The organism is Ensifer sp. LBL, from assembly GCF_050435225.1.
Lineage (GTDB): Bacteria > Pseudomonadota > Alphaproteobacteria > Rhizobiales > Rhizobiaceae > Ensifer.
In genome coordinates, this window is record NZ_JBNDJY010000006.1 from 1 (window position 1) to 23,751 (window position 23,751).

The window sequence follows — 23,751 nt, forward strand, 5'->3', positions numbered from 1 at the left end:
AGCAGCGCCGCCGCCCTCGTCAGTGATCGGGCTTATAGACCCCCATCCCCGAACACGTCAACAGCAACCTTCAAAAAAACTTCAAAAATCGACAAAGCACTGATTATAAACAATAATTACAGCTGTTGATAAACTAGGTCGATTTAATGCGTCGGAAAACCAGCGAATCTGCAGCGCGAATCTTTGACCAGACGGTCAAAAACTTGACGGCCATTTCGTGTGGTCAAAACGCCCCTCTGAGCGACCTCTTCTATATATAGACAGCAAGGGCCTTTCGGCCGTCAGATGTAGATGCCCCCAGCAATGAAGCGCCATGCGAAGCGCGCTCACGGATGCGCCTGCTTGCCCTTGGGCCGACAATTGCCGTACTTGCGAATTGTCCGCCCTGCCCGACATGACGATCCATGCGGCGGGCAGACCGACAACATGGTGATGCATGAGCCGACGGATGCGCCGAGCGTAGGCAGCGCCATCATCTCTCTATAGGGCGGAGAACCAGACGTGACGACACAGCTTCCTGCGCTTCCGGTTCGCGAGGTGCTGCCCGCACTGGCACATGCGCTGACCGCAGGCCCCTCCGTGGTGCTTTCCGCCCCACCCGGCGCTGGCAAGACGACGCTCGTTCCGCTCTTCCTCTTGGATCAGAACTGGGCAAAGGGCGGAAAGATCATTCTGCTCGAGCCGCGCCGGCTGGCAGCGCGCGCAGCCGCAGGCCGCATGGCCGAGCTGCTCGGAGAGAAAGTCGGTGAAACCGTCGGCTATCGCATGCGTCTCGACAACCGCGTCTCGGGCAAGACACGCATCGAAGTTGTGACCGAGGGTGTGTTTGCCCGCATGATCCTCGACGACCCGGAACTCAAGGGCGTCGCAGCCGTGCTGTTCGACGAATTCCACGAACGCTCGCTCGATGCGGATTTCGGGCTGGCGCTGGCGCTCGACGTACAGGCGGCGCTGCGCGACGACCTGAAGATCATCGTCATGTCGGCAACGCTCGATGTCGAGCGGGTCTCGGGCCTGCTCGGCGGTGCGCCGGTCATCGAGAGCCAGGGGCGCAGCTTTCCGATCGACATCCGCTACCAGGACCGCGGCGGCGACAGCGTCGAGGAGACGATGCTGCGGGCCATTGCCGAAGCGCATCGCACGGAAGACGGCTCGATCCTCGCCTTTTTGCCGGGCCAGGCCGAAATCACCCGCGTCGCCACGCGATTGCAGAACCGCTTCGATAACAATACGACGATCGTACCGCTCTACGGCAACCTGACCCAGAAGGAGCAGGATGCGGCGATCCGGCCAGCCCCATCAGGCACCCGCAAAATCGTGCTTGCCACCTCAATCGCCGAGACCTCGATCACCATCGACGGTGTGCGCATCGTCATCGACAGCGGCCTGCAGCGCCTTCCGGTCTTTGAAGCCGCGACCGGGATCACCCGGCTGGAGACGGTGCGCGTGTCGCGTGCGTCGGCCGACCAGCGCGCCGGCCGCGCCGGGCGAACCGAACCCGGCATTGCCATCCGCCTCTGGCACAGCGGCCAGACCGCTGCGCTCGCTGCCTTCACGCCACCGCAGATTCTCGCCAGCGACCTTTCCGGCCTGCTGCTCGACTGCGCCCATTGGGGTGTCAGCGATCCCACCACTCTTGCCTTCATCGATCCGCCGCCGGAAACGACGCTTGCCGAGGCCAGGAGACTGCTAGCCAGCCTCGGTGCCCTGGACGAGACCGGCGCGCTGACGCCAGCCGGCCGCAAGATCCGCGATCTCGCCCTGCCGCCGCGGCTTGCGGCCATGGCGGTTGCTGCCGCCGAAGAGGGCCAGGCGGAAGCGGCCTGTCTGCTGGCGGTTATGCTCACCGAACAGGGCCTCGGCGGCAACAGCATCGATCTCGAGGATCGGCTGCGCCGCTTCCGGCAGGAACGTGGCGACCGCGCCGAGGCCTCGCGCAATCTGGCGCGGCGCATGGCGGCCGAGTTGAAGGGTGCTTCGAAATCGCACGAACCGATCCAGCCGGGTGCGCTGCTGATGCATGCCTTTCCCGACCGCATCGCGCTACAGCGCGGTGGCCGCGGCCGGTTCGTCATGGCAAACGGGCGGGGTGCCGAGATCCCCGAGACAGAACGCTTGGCGGCGGCTTCCATGCTGGTCATCGCCGACCTGACCGGCCGCGCCGGTGGCCAGCGGGTGCTGGCGGCGGCAGAGCTGACGCGCGCCGAGGTCGAAGACCATATGCCCGAGGCGATTACGCGGGAAGATCAGAGCTTTTTCGACAAGGCCAGCCGACAGGTGCGGGCACGGCGGGTGACGCGGCTCGGCGCTATCATCTTCGAGGAAGCGCCGCTCGCACGACCGACCGGCTCATCGGCGGCGCGCGCGCTCGCCGACGGCGTGCGCCAGCTCGGGCTTGCCGTTCTCCCCTTCTCCAAGGAGGCGATGCAGATGCGCGACCGCATCGGCTTCCTCAATCGTTCGATCGGCGACCCGTGGCCGGATGTTTCCGATCAAGCGCTGCTCGACCGTCTCGACGATTGGTTCGTGCCTTTCCAGCACGGCGTGACCGCGATTGCCGACATCAAGGCATCGAATCTCTCCGACGGTCTGCTCTCCCTCATCCCGCATGAGCGGCAACGGGAACTCGGCAGGCTGGCGCCGACGCATTTCGAAGCGCCGACCGGGCAGCGGCACCCGATCCACTACGACGGCGACGAGCCGCTGCTGTCGATCCGGGTACAGGAACTCTTCGGCCTGAAGACCCATCCGGCGATCGGCGACGGGCGGCTGCCGCTGCTGCTCGAACTGATCTCGCCCGGCCATCGGCCGATCCAGACGACGCGCGACCTGCCCGGATTCTGGGCGGGCTCCTGGCGCGACGTGCGCGCCGACATGCGCGGGCGCTATCCGAAGCACCCCTGGCCCGAGGATCCGGCCAACGCGGCGCCGACGACACGGGCAAAGCCCCGTGGTACATGAGACGAAAGCATCGATAATTGGAATGCAGGCACGAATGACCACTGTTGCGCTCGAACACAACAACGACCAGACCAGCAACCGCAGCCTGCGACTGCAGACGCTCGTCCGGCTGCGCTGGCTCGCCGTCGGTGGCCAGTCGATCGCCGTTCTCATCACCGCCTTCTGGCTGCAGTTTCCGCTGCCCTTGATTTCCTGCCTGGTGCTGATCGCCAGCCTGGCGCTTGTCAACACCTATGTGACGCTGCGCTATCCGCCAACGCACCGGCTGCAGCCGCCCGCAGCCTTCGCGCTTCTCGGCCTCGATCTCGCGCAGATCACCGGGCTGCTGTTCATTACCGGCGGGCTCACCAATCCCTTCGCACCGCTGCTCTGCGTACCGGTCATCATTTCCTCGGCGTCGCAGCCGAAATCGCACAGCATCATCCTCGCCGGTTTTGCGGTGATCGCCATCACCGCGCTCGCCTTCTCGCCCTTCCCCCTGCCCTGGTATCCGGGCACGGTTCTCCTGATGCCACGGGTGCTGACCGCCGGCATCTGGTTTGCGATCGTCTCGATGACCGCCTTTGCCGCCTTCTATACCTACCGCGTGTCGCTGGAAGCGAGTGAGCTATCGGAGGCGCTGACGGCGACCGAACTGGTGCTTCAGCGGGAAAAACACCTGTCGCAGCTCGACGGGCTGGCGGCTGCCGCCGCCCATGAGCTCGGTACGCCGCTTGCGACCATCAGCGTGGTTGCCAAGGAGATGGAACGCGAACTCGGCAACGATCCGCGCTTCGGCGAGGATGTGCATCTGCTGCGCAGCCAGAGCGAACGCTGCCGCGATATCCTGAAGCGGCTGACGACGCTGTCCTCCGAGAGCGAGGAGCACATGCGGCTGTTGCCGCTGTCGTCGCTGATCGAAGAGGTGATGGCGCCGCATCGCGAGTTCGGCATCCACATCGAGCTCATCGAAAAGGGCGATCGTGCAACCGAGCCGGTCGGCAACCGCAACGCCGGCATACTCTATGGTCTCGGCAACCTACTCGAAAATGCGGTCGACTATGCCAAGAAGCAGGTGACCGTTACGGTCGAGCACACGACGGATCGGGTGCGCGTCACGATCGCCGACGACGGCGACGGCTTTGCACCTGATATCCTGCAGCGGATCGGCGAACCCTATGTGACGCGCCGGCAGAAGGATGACAGTGCCGGCGGCCTTGGGCTCGGGCTCTTCATCGCCAAGACGCTGCTCGAACGCTCGGGCGCGCGCCTGCGCTTCGAGAACGGCGGGCCGGACAGGCCTGGCGCCCGGGTCAGCGTCGAATGGCCGCGCGCCCTGATGGATACGAAACTGGCGAAATGACATTTCGCAGTTTATTGAACGACAGCAGAAGAAACCTATAATCTCGGCGAAAGCGTTCTGTTTTCGCTCAAGGATTGCGAGAATGACCGACAAATCGACAGCTTCGCCCAGCACCACCGCACAGGACGCCGAACTGATCGGGCCGGACCGCACCCTGTTGCTCGTCGATGACGACGCGCCCTTTCTCAGGCGGTTGGCCCGCGCCATGGAAGCCCGTGGCTTTTCGGTCGACATCGCCGAATCGGTCGCGGAAGGCATCGCCAAGGCCAAGGGCAACCCGCCGAAATACGCGGTGATCGACCTCAGGCTCGGCGATGGCAGCGGCCTCGACGTGATCGAGGCGATCCGCGGACGGCGCGACGATACGCGCATGATCATGCTGACCGGCTACGGCAACATCGCCACTGCCGTGAATGCGGTGAAGCTCGGTGCGGTCGACTATCTCGCCAAGCCTGCCGACGCCGACGACATCTTTGCCGCACTCGTGCAGCGCCAGGGCGAACGCGTCGAGCCGCCGGAAAACCCGATGTCGGCCGATCGCGTCCGCTGGGAGCATATTCAGCGCGTTTATGAGATGTGCGAACGCAATGTCTCGGAAACGGCACGCCGGCTCAACATGCACCGCCGCACGCTGCAGCGCATTCTCGCCAAGCGCGCGCCGAAGTAAGAAACCGGCTCCCGCGACCGACGCAAAACCGCTGCTCCGGTCGTTTTCCTTCCAGGCTCAGTCGCGACCGCCGGAGAGGATGTCGCCGATCGAATCACCGAGTTCGCCGTTGCGCTCGGCTGCCCATTCCGCGAGCATCAACCGTTGCGCCGCCGTACGGGCAAAAAGCTGCAGCACCGACTTGCGCGTCGCCGGCGGCAGCTTGTGTTCGGGCGCCTCGCGAACGATGTGGCCTTCATAACCATCAGACAGCAGCAGCCCGCAGTCCTCCGGGAAGATATCGAGCGGCACGCCGGCATGGGTGGCGAAGAACAGCCGGTCGCAATGCCGGCGATAGTCCGGCCATTTGCGGTCGACGCGAAAGTCCTCGATCGATGTCTTGATCTCGACGATCCAGATCTCGCCCTTGACCGACAAGGAGATCAGATCGGCACGCCGCCCGCTCGCCAAGGTCAGTTCCGGCAGGACGGAATGGCGCAGCTCGGCGAACAGCCGCTGCACGCCGCGACGCACCATCATCGCGCGATTCGACTGGCGTCCGTCGATCAAGGGGTTGTCGCCATGGATGGAGAGGATCGTCATGCGTCCGGTGTCCCTTTGGGCCGGTCATTTTGTTGCAAAAAAACAAGGGTCATGGAATTTGCACTTTTCAGCCAAAATGTGGCCGCGCAATCTCTTGCATAGCACAAACTAATCGAAAATAACCGTAGTCACTGTTGGTCGCGGCGACCCAGTTTTTACTTCGCTTCTTTTTAAGAGAATCCCATGCGCTTCCGCAATGCCTTCCTCTTGTGCAGCCTCGCGGCGACACTCGCCGTTGCCGGCTGCTCGACGACCTCGTCCAAGCCTGAAACGGCTGCGAACGAACCCGCGCCCGCAACGGTACAGGTTGCTACGAATCAGATCTTTAACGGCGATTATGGCGCAGTTGAGGATCATGGTTACGCTCTGCCGGCCATTCCGATCAGCAAGGTCGATACCCGTTTCCATCGCCAGATCGTCGATTACGCGACCAGCGAGCGCCCTGGAACGATCGTCGTCAACACGCCGAATCGTTTCCTCTATTACGTGCTGCCCGGCGGCAAGGCCGTTCGTTACGGCATCGGCGTCGGCAAGGCCGGTTTTGCATGGGAAGGCGAAGCCTATATCGCCTGGAAGCAGGAATGGCCGATGTGGCACCCGCCGAAGGAAATGGCGGAGCGCAAGCCTGAAGTCGCCAAGTATGTCGAAGAAGGCATGGGCCCCGGCCTCAAGAACCCGCTCGGCGCCCGCGCGCTCTACCTCTTCAACGACCAGGGCAAGGACACGCTCTTCCGCCTGCACGGCACGCCGGAATGGTCGTCGATCGGGACTGCCGCTTCGTCCGGCTGCATCCGCCTGATCAACCAGGACATCATCGACCTTTATTCGCGCGTTCGCCCCGGCAAGAGCGCCCGCGTCGTCGTTCAGCAGTAAACAAGACTGATCGACTGAAATCGAAAGGCCGCCGATCATCTCGGCGGCCTTTTTCTTTTTCAGTGTCTGCGTCTATCGACGCAAGGGCGGCAGGCCAGCCAGGTTCGACCGGCCTTCCCAGACGTTGCTTAGGCGGCGCTCAGCGCCTTCAGCTCCAGGCGGCGACGGTGCAGGACCGGCTCGGTGTAGCCGTTCGGCTGTTCGCGGCCCTTGAGGACGAGCTCGACGGCGGCCTGGAAGGCGATCGAACCGTCGAAGTTGCCGGCCATGGCGACATAGAGCGGATCGTCGGCATTCTGTCCATCGACGACGGCCGCCATGCGCTTCATCGTCTCGACGACCTGGGCCTCGGTGACGACGCCGTGGTGCAGCCAGTTGGCCATGTGCTGGGCGGAAATGCGCAGCGTCGCGCGGTCTTCCATCAGGCCGACATCGTTGATGTCGGGAACCTTCGAGCAGCCGACGCCCTGGTCGACCCAGCGAACGACGTAGCCGAGGATGCCCTGCGCATTGTTGTCGAGCTCGCGCTGGATTTCCTCCGGCGTCCAGTTCGGACGGACGGCGACCGGCACCGACAGGATATCGGAGAGCTTGGCGCGGGCGCGGCTCTTCAGGCTCGCCTGCACTTCTGCGACATTGACGCGATGGTAGTGCGTGGCATGCAGGGTGGCTGCCGTCGGCGACGGAACCCAGGCGGTGTTGGCGCCGGCCTTCGGGTGGGCGATCTTCTGTTCCAGCATCGCTGCCATCAGGTCGGGCATCGCCCACATGCCCTTGCCGATCTGGGCGTGACCGGACAGGCCGCATTCAAGCCCGATGTCGACGTTCCAGTTCTCGTAGGCGCCGATCCAGGCCGCCTGCTTCATGTCGCCCTTGCGGATCATCGGCCCCGCTTCCATCGAGGTGTGCATTTCGTCGCCGGTGCGATCGAGGAAGCCGGTGTTGATGAAGACGACGCGCTCGCGGGCAGCGCGGATGCATTCCTTGAGGTTGACCGTGGTACGGCGCTCCTCGTCCATGATGCCCATCTTCATGGTATTGGCGGGCATGCCGAGCGCCTTTTCGACACGGCCGAAAATCTCGCTGGCGAAGGCGACTTCCTCGGGGCCGTGCATCTTCGGCTTGACGACATACATGGACCCCTCACGGGAGTTCATGCGGCGACCGCCCTCGCCGACATCGTGCAGGGCAATCAGCGCGGTGACCATGGCGTCCATGATGCCTTCAGGCACCTCGTTGCCGTCCCGATCAAGGATAGCTGGATTCGTCATGAGGTGGCCGACATTGCGAACCAGCATCAGCGAGCGCCCCGGCAGAGACAAAGTGCCGCCGGCGGTGGCTGTGTAGATGCGATCGGGATTGAGGCGGCGGGTGAAGGTCTTGCCGCCCTTGGCGACTTCTTCTTCGAGGTCGCCCTTCATCAGGCCGAGCCAGTTGCGGTAGACGACGACCTTGTCTTCGGCGTCGACGGCCGCGACCGAATCCTCGCAGTCCATGATCGTGGTGATCGCCGATTCGAGGATGACGTCGGCGATGCCGGCCGGATCCTCCTTGCCGATCGGCGTGGACGCGTCGAGGACGACGATCGCATGCAGATTGTTGTGCCGAAGAACGATCTCGAAGCGCCCGCCTTCCGAACCACTGTGGCCGACGAACTGGGCAGGGTTGCGAAGCGTCGTGCTCGAACCGTCCTTGAGGCCGACCGTCAGCGCATTGTCGGCGACCTTGAGCGACGTGACCGCGGCCCAGTTGCCCTTTGCCAGCGGCGCGCTGGCGTCGAGGAAGTCGCGGGCCCAGGCAATGACCTTGGCGCCGCGCTTCGGATTGTAGCCGCGGCCCTTTTCGGCGCCATCGGCGTCCGAGATCGCATCCGTGCCGTAGAGCGCGTCATAGAGCGAACCCCAGCGCGCATTGGCGGCGTTGAGCGCATAGCGCGCATTCATGACGGGAACGACGAGCTGCGGGCCGGCGATGGTCGCAATTTCCGGATCGACATCAGCGGTCGAAACGCTGAACGCGCCACCCTCGGGCAGCAGGTAGCCGATATCGCGCAGGAAGGCCTGATAGGTCTCCATGTCGCTCGGCGCGCCGTTCTGCTTGTACCAGGCGTCGAGCTTGGCCTGCAGGTCGTCGCGCTTGGCGAGCAGAGCCCGGTTCTTCGGGGCCAGGTCGTGCACGAGGGCGGAAAGCTGCTCGAAGAAATGTTCGGCCTCGACGCCGGTTCCCGGCATCGCTTCTTCCACCAGGAAGCGATGGAGGTCCGCATCAATCTTCAATCCATACGTCTCAATGCGGTCCATCTGCCAACTCCTTGAAATAGACGTAAGGAGCGCCACCGATCCGACCGGATGCGATGAAAACGCCCCAACATGTTGATCTTGCGCCTGAAGCGGGTCGCGGACCAGCCCATGCGCAATACGCGCGTGAAACGGCCGCAGTTTCTCATCAATTCATTCCCTGTCAATTCTGCAAGGATGCGAAGAATTGTTTCCGAAATGGAAAAGATCAGCCGTGGGCGATGCGCGGACGACCGCTGGCGGACGCAATGAACCGGGCCTCGACAAGCTTACGGCTGCCCTCGACCTCCGGCGCATCGATTTCCTCGCGCAGCAACGCAGCGGGATCATCGGCACCATTGGTGCGTGCCGTTTCCAGTGCCGTCGTCTCGGCCCGCCGGCGTGCGGCATCAAACGCCTTTTCCTGATCGAGAAAACGTTCGCTGGTCCCGGCGCCGTTGACGATGAAGATCCCCTCCTCCGGCATCGTCACGAAAACAGTGACGGTGGCGCTCACCTGGCCGACCACGGCGCCGACGGCATTGGCGACGCCGGCCTCCTCGGGAATGGCGGCTTCGGTTCCGAGCATATCGGCGATAGCCGGGTAATAAACCGGCGCCGAAGCACCAAGGCCGACGAGTGGGCGGTCAAGACCGAGCGAGAACCGCACGATGCCCGGCGTCCGGGTCAGCGCACGATCGACGGCCTGAGACACGGCGGGATCGATCGCACCGGCGCCATCTTCGCCAAGGCAGGCCTGCAGGATGACTTCGGAGGATTGTCGCGTCAGGCGGTCGACGATCATCTGCGCCATCGCCTCCGGAGAAGAAGCAATCGGCTGGCCAGAGCCGTCGCGGGTGCGGGCGGCAAGCTGAATGCCGAGTTCGGCCGCTTCGAGGTTCCATTGCGACTGCCGGCCGAGCACATGCATGGCGTCGGACGGCGTGAGACCACAGATATGGACAAGCCCGCGGGCCACCAGGCGATCGAGCGTCGCCTTTTGCGGCGTCGAGACCAACAGCGTTTCCAGCGACACGGGGACGCTATCGATGCGCTCGTAGAGCGCCTGCTCCTGTGGCTGCAGGCCGCTTGCAAGATGGTCCGGTAGGCCGGTGCGAACGGCAAAGCGTCCGTTATTGCGTCCGGTGTGCTGGGCGCGCATCTGTCTTTCAAGAACGGAGATGACCGCATCGCCGTGGAGCGCTGCGGCAAGGCTGAGCGGCATCAGCCGGCGCGGGCCGAGGTCGATCTTCGCCTTGAGGCCGCGATCATTGATGCGCACTTCCGAATCACCGCCGAGACCATAGGTCCGCATCGCCACCGCCTCGACCATGGTGCGAAAGCCGCCGACGACGGCCCCTTCGGCGTCGAGCCGCGGACGGCCGCCATCGAGAACAGCGACGTCGGTCGTCGTGCCGCCGATGTCGGAGACCACGGCATTGTCGAGGCCGGTCAGATGCCTTGCGCCGACGAGGCTCGCCGCCGGGCCGGAAAGAATGGTTTCAATCGGGCGCAGTCGAGCCTCCTCGGCCGAGATCAGCGCACCGTCACCGCGCACCACCATCATGGGCACGTCGATGCCGCGCGCCTTGAGGAACCCTTCGCAGGCCCCGATCAGCCGGTCGATCATCGAGACGAGGCGGGCGTTGAGCAGCGTCGTCAGGGCTCGGCGCGGCCCGCCGAGCTTCGAGGACAGTTCGTGGCTGCAGGTGACCGGCAAGTGCGAGACCTCGCGAATGCGATCGCGCACGCGCTTTTCATGATCCGGATTGCGCACAGCGAAATAGCCGGCAACAGCGAAGGAGGAGACCTGACCAGCAAGCGTTGGCAGGACGGCATCGAGCTCGCTCATGTCCAGCGGGGTCTCACCGCCATGCACATTGTGCCCGCCCGGCAGGAAGATCACCGGGTCGGAGCCAAGCGCTTCCTGCAAACCGTCGCGCTTCAGATCCTCGGGACCGAAACCGATCATGACGAGGCCGGCGCGACCGCCCTGCCCTTCGACCAGCGCATTGGTGGCAAGCGTCGTCGACAGCGAGACCATGCTGATTGCCGAGACCGGCACCTTGGCCTGATCGAGCACCGCTTCGACCGCACCGGAAATACCGACCGTGAGGTCGTGGCGGGTCGTCAGCGCCTTGGCCTTGGCGACCACCCCTTGCGTCTCCGAGAAGAGGGCGGCGTCGGTGTAGGTGCCGCCGGTGTCGATGCCGAGAAGAAAATGGGAGGTCAATTCGCGCAGTCCGGAATTCGCGCGGGGCGCAGAGGCCCCGGGTTCAATGGGGATCGATGCGGTGATATGACATATTTCAAGGGAAAACCATCGTGCCGCAGACATCGATGATCTGTCGAGCGACACAAAGGCAGGCCGGAGACATAGCGCATGCACCAACGCCGCCGTCCACTCGCTCTTGCTTGGCTGCTTTCGGCTATCTCCCTTGCGCTTCCGATTGGGACGGCGCACGCCCAGGACACGGACGAGGAAGAATACAAGCCGCAGCTGCCCGAAGTCGCAATTTACAAGGCGATGCTCGATGCCAACAAGCAGACCGGCTGGATCCAGTTTCGCGACTATGACGACCGGCAACTGATCTATTTCACCGCATTGCAGACGATGCATTGCCGGCTATCGGAAATCCGCTATTCGATCAATTCGGACGCGCTCGACCAACGCTTCCCGTTGGCCAAGTGCAATCCGCAGCTGCCTTTCAACCTGCCTGGCGACGAGACAGCCGAGTATGTCTATATCTCGCTACCCGCCAAAACGGCGCAGACGCTGACGATCCAGGCGGTCTGGGACGACGGCGCCGGCAGCGAGATCGTCGTCTACAAGCCCTGCGACAATGTCGGCGACGCCACCTGCGCCCAGATCAAGACGATCAAGAAACCGTCGAAGATGCTGCAGCAGCCGAAGCCGGCGGACTCTCCGGTGCGTTCGGTACAGTCACCGATCCCCGGCAAGACCTTCAGCGAACCGAAACCCTCATCGGCAACCCGCCCTGCGGTTGAGTAGTGAGCCGCTGCACCGGCCAGGGATTGGTCTCCGCGGTCGGATCGAAGCGGTAGCGGTGCATCATCACCGCGAGCGCGATCACCGCCTCCTGCAGCGCGAAGGTCGCACCGATGCAGACGCGCGGGCCGGCGCCGAAAGGCAGATACTGGTAGCGGTGCAGCTTTTCGCGGTTTTCCGGGAGGAAACGCTCTGGCATGAAAGCGCGCGGCTTCTCCCAATAGAGAACGTGGCGATGCAGCGTCCAGGGCATGATCAGCACGGCGATACCCTTAGGGATGCGCACCTGCTCGCCTGACGGCGAGGTCCACGCGTCTTCCTCGATCGCCGCGCGGTTGATCGACGGCGCCGGTGGATAGAGCCGCATTGCCTCCTCGAAAGCGGCAAGCACATGCGGCATCAGGCCGAGCCATTCGACCGGTTCGGCGCCGCTGGCCATCGCCGCATCGATCTCGGCTTCCATGATCTCGCGATAGGCGGGCGTATTGGCGACGCAGTAGAGCGTCCAGGCAAGTGCCCGGGCGGTGGTCTCGTGCCCGGCACCGATGAAGGTCAGGATGTTGTCCTCGATCTCAGCGGTCGAAAGTCCCTGGCTGCCTTCGATCTCCAAAAGCAGCGTCAGGAAATCCTGCGGCGTGGCCTTCGGATCCTCCGCCATCTTGCGGCGGCGAAGCGCCATGGTCTCCGAGACGATCGAACGAAACCGGTTCATCACTTTCCTGCCGCCGATGCGGGTCGGACGCGGGACCCATTCGGGCGCCAGCAGAATGTCCATCGGATCGACGCGGCCCATGCGGTGCAGCAGTTCCTCCACACTCTGGACGAACCCGTCCCTCTCGACAGCGACTTCACCGGAAAACAGCGTTTCGGCCAGGATGTCGAAGGTGAGTTCCGTCATGTCGTTGGCGACATTGGTGGTGAAGGGAGCTTTCTTGGCTCCAGCATAGCGCTCGACGAACGCTTCCGAACTGTGCAGCATCTGCCCGGCGAAACCCTTGGCGTGGCGCGGCGTGAACACCGGCGCCATGGCCTTGCGCGAACGCTTCCAAACTTCGCCTTCCGCCGTCAGCAGACCGTCGCGCAGGATCGGCCTGAGGATGAGCCGCCGCACCTTCGACATTTCGTAGTTGGCGACATTATCGACGAGGATATGGCGGATGAGACCGGGATCGTTGACGATCAGGGTGCGCTGGGTGACGAACTTCGTCTCGATCCAGGGCAGCGTATAGGACGGCTCGCCCCACAGTTCGAGCGGATTGCGCAGCACGGTCCTGATGATCTTCAGGTAGGAAGGAATGCCGACACGGGGAACGGGAGCCGGCGGTTCGAACGGCTCCGGACGCATGTCCATGGTGATTGCCTTTCTCGATTGCCCCAGGATTTCAGGTTTTTACGGCGCAATCAAGGAAAGTGCTTCACGTGAATCACAGCAGGCTTTCGAGCTCCGACAGCTTGTCGTTGACGAGCCAGCCGTAATAGTTTTCCTCCGGCCATTGCGCCTGACCACTCTGGATCTTGGCGGCGAGCGCTGCGGCGCGGCCATCGGGATTGCCGACATTGTAGAGCGTCGCCGTCACCCCAGGGTTGGTCGAAATATCGACCCCTGCGATCGACTTGTAGGCGTCGATCGAGTGACGGATCGAGGCCGCCATATAGGCAAGCGACACGTCCGGATCCATGATCGCCTCATAGACGCCGGCGGCGTTGTTCTCGTCCAGGCGCTCGTAGCCCGAGGTCTTCGCGACGATATCGGTCAGCATCAGCGCGGTCAGCGGGTTGATCTGACCGAGGCCAAAGGTCTGGCCGGCGAAGAACGGCTGGAAGAAAACGGCACTGAACCGGTTGTTCGGGTAGGACTTGCCGCCCACCGATTTGCCGCGGAAGTCGTTGTCCCAGACCCGCTCGCGGCAACTCCACAGCGCATAGGCGCCCTTCTTGGCGCCGCATTCGGAAAATTGCGGGCGCGCCACGAATTCGGCGACCGTCTCGCCATCATAGCCGAACTGGAAGCTGTTGCCGGCATAGGCCGCCGCCTTGACGTAATAGGACTGCAGCCGGTCGTAGGCGTCGACATTGTAGGTGTGCTCGCCGACGATGGCGCCGACCATGTGGATCGGCGCGATGCCATAGGCGCGCGACACGGACTTGATCTTGCTGATCAGCTGCTTGTCGGTCGCCAAGAGATCGCGGACCTTGTCGAACTTGGCGTCGAAGGACGTGCGGCCGGCCTTGGTGCGGCGCACGGAAGCGCCGGGGATCGCCGGTTGCTCGACGTTACGGTTGCCCGGCGGAACGTCGGTCGCGGCGAATGACTGGCTTGCGGTCAGGCAAAACGTAGCGATAGCGAGCATGCAGGCGGTGAAACGCACGATCTCTTCTTCCTGTGACTGGTGGAGGCTGCCTCGGTCGGCGGGGCGCTCCTACGCCAAGATCATGTCGGAAAAATGCCCGGACCACGATCGGTAACCGCATCCGTGTTAGAAAAAATGCGGCCGCCTGTCGAGAGACAGGCGGCCTGCGTATTCAGGGTTGCGGGCGTTTGCATGGCCCTACGACCGAAATGTCACAGGATGTAGCGCGACAGGTCGGTGTTGGCGGCGAGGTCGCCGACATGCTTGCGCACATATTCGGCGTCGATCGTCACCTCGTGGCCGGCACGGTCGGGTGCGTTGAACGAAATCTCGTCCAGCACACGCTCCATCACGGTCTGCAGCCGGCGGGCGCCGATGTTCTCGACCGTGGCGTTCAACTGCACGGCCACATCTGCAAGCGCGTCGATCGCGTCGTCCGTGAAGTCGAGCTTGACCTCTTCCGTGTCCAGCAGCGCCTTGTACTGGCGGATGAGGCTCGCCTCGGTTTCCGTCAGGATACGGCGGAAGTCTTCCTTGGTCAGCGCGCGCAGCTCGACGCGGATCGGCAGGCGGCCCTGCAATTCCGGCAGCAGGTCCGACGGCTTTGCCACATGGAAGGCGCCGGACGCGATGAAGAGGATGTGGTCGGTCTTGACCGGCCCGTACTTGGTGGCGACCGTCGTGCCTTCGACGAGCGGCAGCAGGTCTCGCTGCACGCCTTCACGCGACACGCCGGCGCCCATGCCGCCTTCCCGCGAGGCGATCTTGTCGATTTCGTCGAGGAAGACGATGCCGTCGTCTTCGACGGCCTTCATGGCCTCGCGCTGGATCTGCTCGTTGTCGAGCAGCTTGTCGGACTCGTCGTCGATCAGCATGGCATAGGAAGCCTTGACCGTCGTCTTGACCTTCTTGGTGCGGCCGCCGAGCGCCTTGCCGAACATCTCCGAAAGGTTGAGCACGCCGATATTTGCGCCCGGCATGCCCGGGATCTCGAAGCCGCCGCCCGGCGCGCCGGTCTCGGCGATGTCGATCTCTATTTCCTTGTCGTCGAGTTCGTTGGCCCGCAGCTTCTTGCGGAAACTGTCGCGCGTTGCCGGTGACGCGGTGGCGCCGACCAACGCGTCGAGCACACGCTCCTCGGCATTCTGGTGCGCCTTTGCCTTGACTTCGGCGCGGCGCTTTTCGCGCACGAGACCGATGCCGACTTCGACGAGATCACGGATGATCTGCTCGACGTCGCGGCCGACATAGCCGACCTCGGTGAACTTGGTGGCTTCGACCTTGACGAAGGGCGCGCCGGCGAGCTTGGCAAGACGCCTGGAGATCTCGGTCTTGCCGACACCGGTCGGTCCGATCATCAGGATGTTCTTCGGCATCACCTCGTCGCGCAGCTCGTCGCCGAGCTGCTGGCGGCGCCAGCGGTTGCGAAGCGCGATCGCCACGGCGCGCTTGGCGTCGTTCTGGCCGATGATGAAACGGTCGAGTTCCGACACGATTTCCCTGGGTGAAAACGTACTCATGTAGTCCTCTCAAACTCGGTCCGCGTCAGCTCCATCAGGAGGGTGCGGCCGGACGTATCAATCCATTCTGCGTAAGGCACGAAGCCGGCCTTGGTGTAGGCGCTGACAGCCCTTCGGTTGCCGGCGTCGGGGTCGATCACGACGCGGGGGGCGCCGGCGGCAAAGAGCCGCCCGGCAAAGGCCCGGACCGCGAGCGAGGCGACGCCCCTGCCCGTCAGTTCCGCCGGGCCTATGAAGATATCGATGCCGGGCACATCGGCCGGCATGTCCTTCGCCCAGGGCTCGTCGTCCGGGTATTGGGCCGGCACCCAGGACTGGATGTAGCCCGCCGGCACGCCGGCCACGTGGAAGATGAAGCCTTCCACTTCGCCCGTCTCACAGCCTTCGCGGATCAGCGCCACTTCCTTGTCCGGGTCGCCCCACCATTGCCGCACATGCGGTTCACTCAGCCAGGCATGCAGCATCGGCAGATCGTCATTGACCACCGGCACGAAACTGACATGCGCGGGCTCATTGGGCATCCAGTGTCTCCACGACGATATTGTGGTTGGTGTAGACGCAGATGTCGCCGGCGATCTGCAGCGCCCGGCGGGCGATGTCTTCGGCCGACTTGTCGCTGTCCATCAGGGCGCGGGCCGCGGCAAAGGCGTAGTTGCCGCCCGATCCGATGGCGATCGTGCCGTGCTCGGGTTCGAGAACGTCGCCATTGCCGGTGATCGCCAGCGTGATCGACTTGTCGGCGACCAGCATCATCGCTTCGAGATTGCGCAGATACTTGTTGGTGCGCCAGTCCTTGGCGAGTTCGACGGCAGCGCGCATCAGCTGGTCGGGATACTGCTCGAGCTTGGCTTCGAGCCGTTCCAGCAACGTGAAGGCATCGGCGGTGGCGCCGGCAAAACCGGCAATCACGTCGCCCTTGGCAAGCCGCCGCACCTTGCGCGCGTTGCTCTTCATCACGGTCTGGCCGAGGCTCACCTGGCCGTCGCCAGCCATCACCACCTTGCCATCCTTGCGTACCGTGATGATGGTCGTCGCATGCATCGTTCCGTAGGGATTGTGTTCGCTCATGAAATTACCCGTGGGCCCCTGATACGCGGGGCATTGCGGCTCGTGACACGAGCCTGGTTGCTTGAGGCCTATGTAAGTACGGCAGACAGGTTTGCAAATGGCAACAGGCCGCCGGCGCAATCTTCGTTCGGCGGCTGCCACCGGATGATTCGAATCGACCGTTCAAGTTCTGGATATTTCAGCTTTTGCCTGATAAGGAGCCGCGTCAGCGTATACAGGAGAGCCCGATGGCAGAAGCCACGTCCAGCCGTACCGCAGAGGTTTCGCGAAAGACCAACGAAACCGCGGTATCCGTATCGGTCAACATCGACGGCACCGGAATCTCCAAGATTTCGACCGGCGTCGGTTTCTTCGACCATATGCTGGACCAGCTCGCCCGACATTCGCTGATCGACATGGAGATCAAGACGGACGGCGACCTGCATGTCGACGATCACCATACGGTCGAAGACACCGGCATTGCCATCGGCCAGGCGATTGCCAAGGCGCTCGGCGACCGGCGCGGCATCACCCGCTACGCCTCGCTCGATCTCGCGATGGACGAGACGATGACGCGTGCGGCGGTGGACGTTTCCGGCCGGCCGTTCCTCGTCTGGAACGTGACCTTCACGTCGCCGAAAATCGGCACCTTCGACACGGAACTCGTGCGCGAATTCTTCCAGGCGCTCGCCCAGCACGCCGGGATCACGCTGCATATCCAGAACATCTACGGCGCCAACAACCATCATATCGCCGAGACCTGCTTCAAGTCCGTCGCCCGGGTGCTGCGCACCGCAACCGAAATCGACCCGCGCCAGGCCGGCCGCGTTCCCTCGACCAAGGGGACCCTTGCCTAAGCGGCCAGTCACTGGCTTTGACTCATGGCTTCTTACATGATCCTCACCCCGCCGGGTGCGCGCGCCAACGACGAGCGGGCGCGCTTCGTCGCCGACGGCTTTTCCTGGTGGGCCTTCCTTTTCCCGACGCTCTGGCTTCTGGCCAAGCGCCAATGGGCAATCGGCATCGCAGTTGCTGTTCTGCAGATCTCGTTAATATTCCTGTCGAACCACGAGAGCGGTTTCTTACCGGCTCTCCTGGCGAACCTCGCGCTTCGGCTGGTGGTGGCGCTCGAAGGACCGGTTCTGGTGGCGCGCAGCCTGACTGCCCGTGACTGGACGCTGCGCTCCATCGTGCCGGCGCCCAATCTCGAAGCGGCCGAAGAGATCTATTTCACGAGCCTGGCTTCGAACGAGACCAAGCCCGCCGCCCCTTCCCCGGCCGACTGGACCGTGCGCAAGCCCTCAAGTGGCGGCCCTGGTCTCGGCCTTTTTGATTCCTACGGAGAACGCTGATGCGCGTCGCCATCATCGATTACGGCTCGGGCAACCTGCGCTCAGCCACCAAGGCCTTTGAACGCGCCGCCCGCGAAGCCGGCATTGCAGCCGAGATCGACCTTACCGACAAGCCGGAGCGGGTGGCGAGCGCCGACCGCATCGTGCTTCCAGGCGTCGGCGCCTATGCCGATTGCCGCCGTGGCCTTGCTGCCGTCGATGGCATGGAGCAGGCATTGACGGAAGCGGTCGAACAGGCTGGCCGGCCGTTCCTCGGCATCTGCGTCGGCATGCAGTTGATGTCGTCGCGCGGGCTTGAGAAGACCATCACCCATGGTTTCGGCTGGATCCCCGGCGATGTCGTCGAAATGACGCCCGCCGACACAACGCTGAAGATCCCGCAGATCGGCTGGAACACGCTGAAGCTCAAGCGCGAGCATCCGCTGTTTGACGGTATCCGTGTTGGCGAAGCCGGTCTGCATGCCTATTTTGTACATTCGTACCACCTGGCCGCCGAGAACGCGGCCGACGTGGTCGCCGAGGCCGACTACGGCGGACCGGTCACGGCCTTCGTCGCCAATGGCAACAAGGCGGGCTCGCAGTTCCACCCGGAAAAGAGCCAGGCGCTCGGCCTCGCCCTCATTTCGAATTTCCTGCGCTGGAAGCCCTGAGCTTTCGCACGACTGATTGGACAGACCCATGATCCTTTTTCCCGCGATCGACCTGAAAGACGGGCAATGCGTGCGCCTGAAGCTCGGCGACATGGACCAGGCGACGGTTTACAACCCCGACCCGGCGGCCCAGGCCCTTGCCTTCGAAGACCAGGGCTTTGAATGGCTGCACGTGGTCGACTTGAACGGCGCCTTTGCCGGCGAGACGGTCAACGGTGCCGCCGTCGACGCCATTCTCAAGGCGACCAAGAACCCGGTGCAGCTTGGCGGCGGCATCCGCACACTTGACCATATCGAAAACTGGCTGTCGCGCGGGCTTGCCCGCGTCATCCTCGGCACCGTCGCTGTTCGTGATCCGGCGCTCGTCATCGAAGCCTGCGCCAAGTTCCCGGGCAAGGTCGCCGTCGGCATCGACGCCAAGGGCGGCAAGGTCGCCGTCGAAGGCTGGGCCGAGGCATCCGAACTCGGCGTGATCGAGCTTGCCAAGAAGTTCGAGGGCGCTGGCGTCTCGGCGATCATCTATACCGACATCGACCGCGACGGCATTCTGACGGGCATCAACTGGGCCTCGACGCTGGAACTGGCGGACGCGGTTTCCATTCCTGTCATAGCGTCGGGTGGCCTCGCCTCGATGGACGATATCAGGCGTATGGTCGAGCCGGATGCACGCAAGCTCGAAGGCGCCATCTCCGGCCGCGCGCTCTACGACGGCCGTATCGACCCGCAGGAGGCGCTGGATCTGATCCGCGCCGCGAGAAAGGCTTGAAACCATGACGCTTAAAGCCCGCGTTATCCCCTGCCTCGACGTCAAGGACGGCCGTGTCGTCAAGGGCGTCAACTTCGTCGACCTGATCGACGCCGGCGACCCAGTGGAGGCGGCCCGCGCCTATGACGCTGCCGGCGCCGACGAGCTCTGCTTCCTCGACATCACCGCCTCGTCAGACAATCGCGAGACGATCTTCGACGTCATCGCCCGCACCGCCGAACAGTGCTTCATGCCACTGACCGTCGGCGGCGGCGTGCGCCAGGTTTCGGACATCCGCAAGCTGCTCCTGGCCGGCGCTGACAAGGTGTCGATCAATACGGCTGCGGTAAAGAACCCGGAATTCGTCGCGGAAGCGGCCGACAAGTTCGGTAACCAATGCATCGTCGTTGCGATCGACGCCAAGAAGGTCTCGGTGGACGGCGAAGCCGATCGCTGGGAGATCTTCACCCATGGCGGACGCCAGCCGACCGGCATCGACGCGATCGATTTTGCCCGCCGGGTCGTCGATCTCGGCGCCGGCGAGATCCTGCTCACCTCGATGGATCGCGACGGCACGAAGAGCGGCTACGATATCGCGCTGACGCGCGCGGTCGCCGACGCGGTTCGCGCGCCGGTCATCGCATCGGGCGGCGTCGGTACGCTCGACCACATGGTCGCCGGCATCAGGGACGGTCACGCGACCGCCGTGCTCGCCGCCTCCATCTTCCATTTCGGCACCTATAGCATTGGCGAAACCAAGCGCTATATGGCCGAGCATGGCATCGCCATGCGCCTCGACTGAGCTTCAGGATCTTCCATGGCTGATTTCACACTTTCCGACCTCGAGGCCATCGTCGCGACACGCGCGCAGGCGGCCCCGGACCAATCCTGGACGGCAAAGCTGGTCGCCGGCGGCCAGCCGAAGGCGGCCAAGAAACTCGGCGAGGAAGCGGTCGAGACGGTGATCGCCGCGATCAGCAACGACCGCGCGAATCTCATCGCCGAAAGCGCCGATCTCATCTATCATCTGATGGTCGTATTGAAGATCGCCGACGTTCCGTTGCAGGATGTGCTCAACGAACTTCAGCGGCGGACCAACCAATCCGGCCTGCAGGAAAAGGCAAATCGGCAGACCCCATGACGATAGCGGCGAAAGACATCGAAGCGGCCGACCTGCCGGACAATCTGCAGAAGCGGGACTATTCGCCCTATCACTTCTTCACTGCCGAGGAATGGTCGCGGTTTCGCGCCGATACGCCGTTGACGCTGACGGCCGACGAGGTGCAGCGGCTGCGCTCGCTGAACGACCCGGTCGATCTCGGCGAAGTGCGGCAGATCTACCTGTCGCTGTCACGCCTGCTTTCGACCCATGTGGAATCGTCGCAGATGCTCTTTGAGCAGCGCAAGCGCTTCCTCAGCATGTCCGAGACGAAGACTCCCTTCGTCATCGGCATTGCCGGATCGGTCGCCGTCGGCAAGTCGACGACGGCCCGTATTCTGGCACAGCTTCTGGCGCGCTGGCCGTCGAGCCCGAAGGTCGACCTGGTGACGACAGACGGCTTCCTCTATCCGAACGCCGTGCTCCAGCGCGAAAACATGATGGACCGCAAGGGCTTTCCGGAGAGTTACGACGTCGGAGCGCTTCTACGCTTCCTGTCGGCGATCAAGGCGGGCCAGCCGAACGTCAAGGCGCCGAGCTACTCGCACCTGACCTATGATGTGCTGCCCGACCAGTACACCGTCATCGACCGGCCGGATATCCTGATCTTCGAAGGCATCAACGTTCTGCAGTCGCGCAACCTGCCGGCCGACGGCAAGATCGTGCCGATGGTGTCGGATTTCTTCGACTTCTCGATCTATATCGATGCCGAGGAAAGCCTGATCCACAGCTGGTACGTCAACCGCTTCATGCGGCTGCGTGAGACCGCCTTCAAGAACCCGGAATCCTACTTCCACCGCTACGCGACCATCAGTGAGGATGCGGCCCGCGCCATTGCCGAGGGCCTCTGGCACAACATCAACCTGAAGAACCTGCACCAGAACATCCTGCCGACGCGCCCGCGCGCCGACCTGATCCTGCAGAAGGGCCCGAACCACCTGACGGAAAAGGTGGCGCTCAGGAAGCTCTGAGCTTTCAGCGCATCATTAGGGATTGACGCGGCGGAGCGTCAGGTTGACCCGCCCGCCATTCTTCAGCAGCGTCGATGTGCTCGGATAGATGCGGTCGACGCCATGGAAGGCGAGCCGCCCTTCCCCACCCAGCACCACGACATCGCCGCTTTCCAGCCGGAAAGACATGGTCTGGCCGCCGCGCGTATTGCCGCCGACGCGGAAGAGGCAGCTGTCGCCGAGCGAGATCGAGACGACGGCGGTTTCAAGGTCGCGCTCGTCGCGATCCTGGTGCAGCCCCATGCGGGCCTCTTCGGAATAGAAGTTTACCAGGCAGGCCTCCGGCATCTTGCTGCTTGCGGAAACCGCATTCCAGACATCGAGCAGGATATCCGGCATCGCTGGCCAGGGACGGCCGGTCACCGGATGCTGAGCCTGGTAACGATAGCCGCGATCGCGGTCCGTGACCCAACCGAGCGCACCGCAATTGGTCATGCGCACGGACATGGGCTTCCCGGTCTTCGGCATTTCCGGGACGAACAGCGGCGCTTCGGCAACGACGGACCTTATCGCCTCGACCAGTTGTTCCTGTCGGGCGCGATCGAGATAGCCCGGAATATGTCTGATCCCTTTCGGGAGCACCTGCATTTGAAAGCCCCTATTGCTCCAGGCCGAGAAGTGCAGCCGGAACGCCATAGCGAAGCGGCCAGCCGGCATAGGCGACATCCGTCGGCCCGACAACATGATCGACCAGGTTCCAGCGGCCATTCTGGAAACTGACGAGTGCGAACACCGTCAGACCATCCATCATGTCGGTCTCGTCACGCAACCCGGTTTGCGACAGGTCGATGGATCCGCCGCCGGGACGCTGCGGCTCGACCTGCATGAAGGCCCAGTTGGGTGCGGCACGCATGGCGGTGACGACGAATTCGACCGGACCGCGCATCTCCGCCTCGACCGCGGGACGGATCGCGTCGAGGATGGCGGCACGCTCCGAGCTGCCCTTGGCGGGTTCACGGAAAGGCTGCGCCAGAGAAACGCCGGCAAGCCAGAGGCTCGCCAGCGCGGCAATTGCAAGCGACCGCCTGAAGGACACGCTCAGGCCGCATCCAGATCCGGAATGCGCAGAACCTGGCCGGGATAGATCTTGTCCGGATGGGTCAGCATCGGCTTGTTGGCTTCGAAGATCACCGTGTGCTTGGCGCCCTTGCCCTTGCCGTACTGCGCCTCGGCGATCTTCCAGAGGTTGTCGCCCTTCTTGACCGTATAGAAGACGGGCGCTTTTGCCGGAGCAGGTGCTGCGCCAGCATCGGCGACCTTGAGTTCGGAGGCCTCGACCGCGGACACGCCGAGCGTGTTGCCGACGGCGACGACGGCCTTTTCGAAGACGCTCTGGTCCTTCACGACACCCTTCAGCACGACCTTGTCACCGGCCACTTCGACCTGCACGTCCTTCGTGCCGAGATCGTGGGATGCAAGTTCCTTCTGAACGCTTTCGGCATCCGGAGCATCGTCGTCGCCGCCGATGCCAAGCTTCTTGCCGGCGTTCTTGATAAAGCTGAAAAGACCCATGAATATCTCCTTTTGCGAAAACACTGCTCGATAAGAGAGGGCGCTGCCGGCCAAAAGGCAAGGGAGCCGCAAAAAGAATCAATCGCCTCCAGGCCGGCCCCGGAGCTTCTTGATCTCCCCGCGCCCGGACTTCTCCTTGAGACGCCGCTCGACGGAGCCGCGCGTCGGCCTGGTCTTCTTGCGCGGCGGCGGCGGGGGCTCGGCGGCCTCGAGGATCAGCTCCTTCAGCCGCTCGCGCGCATCCTCCCGGTTGCGCTCCTGGCTGCGAAAGCGGCTCGCCTCGATCATCAGCACGCCCTCTTTCGAGGCGCGCTTGCCGGCGATCTTCAGGGCATTGGCCTTGATACGGTCGGAAAGCGCCGGAGACGCCTGGACGTTGAAGAAGAGCTGAACGGCGGTCGACACCTTGTTGACGTTCTGCCCACCCGGGCCGCCGGCCAGCACGAACTGCTCCGTCAGCTCCCAGCCGGCAATCACGATATTGTCGTTTATGTAAAGCGGGTCGCTGGCCATGGTTCACCTCGGCCCGATCTATGGCACAGAGCGAACCCGTTGAAAACACTGCGGCGCCGCGCGGCTCATCAGACGCGCAAAGGTCGCCACAGCACTTTGGCTCCCCTTTGATCGAAGAGCTTTCGAGGAAACAGACAGCAGGCACAAACGCGAAAAACCCGGCCACAAGGACCAGGTTTCA

The 23,751-nt window shown here is 63.5% G+C and carries 24 protein-coding genes; 12 read left to right on the forward strand and 12 right to left on the reverse strand.

All coding sequences use genetic code 11. The annotated features are described in order from the left end of the window. Positions 1-501 precede the first annotated feature (501 nt). The 3 genes from hrpB to OKW20_RS23195 all read left to right on the forward strand — a co-directional run bounded on the left by hrpB (position 502) and on the right by OKW20_RS23195 (position 4,970). Positions 502-2,961 (forward strand): ATP-dependent helicase HrpB, encoded by a 2,460-nt coding sequence (hrpB, locus tag OKW20_RS23185; protein ID WP_429175872.1) that lies wholly within the window; start codon positions 502-504, stop codon positions 2,959-2,961. A gap of 34 nt (positions 2,962-2,995) precedes the next feature. Further along, positions 2,996-4,303 carry an ActS/PrrB/RegB family redox-sensitive histidine kinase gene (locus tag OKW20_RS23190; protein WP_429119123.1) on the forward strand — a complete coding sequence of 436 codons (1,308 nt, stop codon included), beginning with the start codon at positions 2,996-2,998 and terminating at the stop codon, positions 4,301-4,303. Between the two features lie 82 nt (positions 4,304-4,385). Further along, entirely contained in the window at positions 4,386-4,970 is a 585-nt protein-coding gene (locus tag OKW20_RS23195) for an ActR/PrrA/RegA family redox response regulator transcription factor (protein ID WP_034802128.1), read from the forward strand. A gap of 57 nt (positions 4,971-5,027) precedes the next feature. On the opposite strand, the gene OKW20_RS23200 is transcribed toward OKW20_RS23195, so the two are convergent. Further along, positions 5,028-5,552, reverse strand: a complete 525-nt coding sequence (locus tag OKW20_RS23200; protein ID WP_043616098.1) for an MmcB family DNA repair protein — start codon at positions 5,550-5,552, stop codon at positions 5,028-5,030. Positions 5,553-5,735: 183 nt separating this feature from the next. On the opposite strand from OKW20_RS23200, the gene OKW20_RS23205 reads away from it, so the two are divergent. Then, complete coding sequence (locus tag OKW20_RS23205; RefSeq protein WP_429175876.1) at positions 5,736-6,425, forward strand: L,D-transpeptidase; 690 nt, start codon at positions 5,736-5,738, stop codon at positions 6,423-6,425. Between the two features lie 128 nt (positions 6,426-6,553). Here OKW20_RS23205 and OKW20_RS23210 read toward each other — a convergent pair whose 3' ends face one another. Further along, complete coding sequence (locus OKW20_RS23210; protein ID WP_429175879.1) at positions 6,554-8,725, reverse strand: malate synthase G; 2,172 nt, start codon at positions 8,723-8,725, stop codon at positions 6,554-6,556. A gap of 205 nt (positions 8,726-8,930) precedes the next feature. Further along, a complete protein-coding gene (locus OKW20_RS23215; protein ID WP_429119116.1) occupies positions 8,931-10,934 on the reverse strand; it encodes a hydantoinase/oxoprolinase N-terminal domain-containing protein in 2,004 nt (667 codons plus the stop codon). Positions 10,935-11,084: 150 nt separating this feature from the next. On the opposite strand from OKW20_RS23215, the gene OKW20_RS23220 reads away from it, so the two are divergent. Then, a complete protein-coding gene (locus OKW20_RS23220) occupies positions 11,085-11,714 on the forward strand; it encodes a hypothetical protein (protein ID WP_429175881.1) in 630 nt (209 codons plus the stop codon). On the opposite strand, the gene OKW20_RS23225 is transcribed toward OKW20_RS23220, so the two are convergent. The 5 genes from OKW20_RS23225 to hslV all read right to left on the reverse strand — a co-directional run bounded on the left by OKW20_RS23225 (position 11,668) and on the right by hslV (position 16,650). Then, positions 11,668-13,062, reverse strand: a complete 1,395-nt coding sequence (locus tag OKW20_RS23225) for a cytochrome P450 (RefSeq protein WP_429175888.1) — start codon at positions 13,060-13,062, stop codon at positions 11,668-11,670. The two genes, OKW20_RS23220 and OKW20_RS23225, sit on opposite strands and share 47 nt — an antisense overlap. 73 nt (positions 13,063-13,135) lie before the next feature. After that, entirely contained in the window at positions 13,136-14,080 is a 945-nt protein-coding gene (locus tag OKW20_RS23230) for a DUF1402 family protein (protein WP_402326045.1), read from the reverse strand. 194 nt (positions 14,081-14,274) lie between these two features. Beyond that, positions 14,275-15,582, reverse strand: a complete 1,308-nt coding sequence (gene hslU / locus OKW20_RS23235) for an ATP-dependent protease ATPase subunit HslU (RefSeq protein ID WP_429119108.1) — start codon at positions 15,580-15,582, stop codon at positions 14,275-14,277. Continuing rightward, a complete protein-coding gene (locus tag OKW20_RS23240; protein WP_429175895.1) occupies positions 15,579-16,103 on the reverse strand; it encodes a GNAT family N-acetyltransferase in 525 nt (174 codons plus the stop codon). The genes hslU and OKW20_RS23240 overlap by 4 nt, the downstream gene beginning before the upstream one ends. Next, positions 16,093-16,650, reverse strand: a complete 558-nt coding sequence (gene hslV, locus OKW20_RS23245; protein ID WP_051659613.1) for an ATP-dependent protease subunit HslV — start codon at positions 16,648-16,650, stop codon at positions 16,093-16,095. The genes OKW20_RS23240 and hslV overlap by 11 nt, the downstream gene beginning before the upstream one ends. A gap of 227 nt (positions 16,651-16,877) precedes the next feature. Here hslV and hisB point away from each other — a divergent pair, with 227 nt between their 5' ends. Genes hisB through coaA form a run of 7 tightly spaced genes read left to right on the forward strand, consistent with a single transcriptional unit; the run spans position 16,878 to position 21,506 of the window. Then, positions 16,878-17,486, forward strand: coding sequence for an imidazoleglycerol-phosphate dehydratase HisB (gene hisB / locus OKW20_RS23250; protein ID WP_043616119.1), 609 nt, complete (start codon positions 16,878-16,880; stop codon positions 17,484-17,486). Between the two features lie 24 nt (positions 17,487-17,510). Beyond that, the gene (locus tag OKW20_RS23255; RefSeq protein WP_429119102.1) at positions 17,511-17,981 is read left to right on the forward strand and encodes a DUF2628 domain-containing protein; all 471 of its coding nucleotides are present in this window, start codon (positions 17,511-17,513) and stop codon (positions 17,979-17,981) included. Beyond that, positions 17,981-18,631 (forward strand): imidazole glycerol phosphate synthase subunit HisH, encoded by a 651-nt coding sequence (gene hisH, locus OKW20_RS23260; RefSeq protein WP_060608913.1) that lies wholly within the window; start codon positions 17,981-17,983, stop codon positions 18,629-18,631. The genes OKW20_RS23255 and hisH overlap by 1 nt, the downstream gene beginning before the upstream one ends. A gap of 28 nt (positions 18,632-18,659) precedes the next feature. Continuing rightward, a complete protein-coding gene (hisA, locus tag OKW20_RS23265; RefSeq protein WP_192451521.1) occupies positions 18,660-19,397 on the forward strand; it encodes a 1-(5-phosphoribosyl)-5-[(5-phosphoribosylamino)methylideneamino]imidazole-4-carboxamide isomerase in 738 nt (245 codons plus the stop codon). A 4-nt stretch (positions 19,398-19,401) separates the two neighbouring features. Beyond that, complete coding sequence (gene hisF / locus OKW20_RS23270) at positions 19,402-20,178, forward strand: imidazole glycerol phosphate synthase subunit HisF (protein WP_429175901.1); 777 nt, start codon at positions 19,402-19,404, stop codon at positions 20,176-20,178. 15 nt (positions 20,179-20,193) lie between these two features. Beyond that, positions 20,194-20,517 carry a phosphoribosyl-ATP diphosphatase gene (locus OKW20_RS23275; protein WP_043616133.1) on the forward strand — a complete coding sequence of 108 codons (324 nt, stop codon included), beginning with the start codon at positions 20,194-20,196 and terminating at the stop codon, positions 20,515-20,517. Further along, positions 20,514-21,506 (forward strand): type I pantothenate kinase, encoded by a 993-nt coding sequence (gene coaA, locus OKW20_RS23280; protein WP_077968629.1) that lies wholly within the window; start codon positions 20,514-20,516, stop codon positions 21,504-21,506. Before OKW20_RS23275 ends, coaA begins: the two co-directional genes overlap by 4 nt. A gap of 15 nt (positions 21,507-21,521) precedes the next feature. Here the strand turns inward: coaA and OKW20_RS23285 are convergent, their stop codons facing one another. From OKW20_RS23285 to arfB, 4 genes are all read right to left on the reverse strand, one after another. Next, on the reverse strand, positions 21,522-22,133 hold the full coding sequence (locus OKW20_RS23285) for an alpha-ketoglutarate-dependent dioxygenase AlkB (protein ID WP_429175905.1): 612 nt from the start codon (positions 22,131-22,133) through the stop codon (positions 21,522-21,524). A gap of 10 nt (positions 22,134-22,143) precedes the next feature. Then, on the reverse strand, positions 22,144-22,581 hold the full coding sequence (locus OKW20_RS23290; protein ID WP_429175915.1) for a hypothetical protein: 438 nt from the start codon (positions 22,579-22,581) through the stop codon (positions 22,144-22,146). Positions 22,582-22,583: 2 nt separating this feature from the next. Continuing rightward, the gene (gene lysM / locus OKW20_RS23295) at positions 22,584-23,057 is read right to left on the reverse strand and encodes a peptidoglycan-binding protein LysM (RefSeq protein ID WP_043616146.1); all 474 of its coding nucleotides are present in this window, start codon (positions 23,055-23,057) and stop codon (positions 22,584-22,586) included. Positions 23,058-23,135: 78 nt separating this feature from the next. Then, on the reverse strand, positions 23,136-23,570 hold the full coding sequence (gene arfB / locus OKW20_RS23300; RefSeq protein ID WP_429175919.1) for an alternative ribosome rescue aminoacyl-tRNA hydrolase ArfB: 435 nt from the start codon (positions 23,568-23,570) through the stop codon (positions 23,136-23,138). Positions 23,571-23,751: the final 181 nt, after the last annotated feature.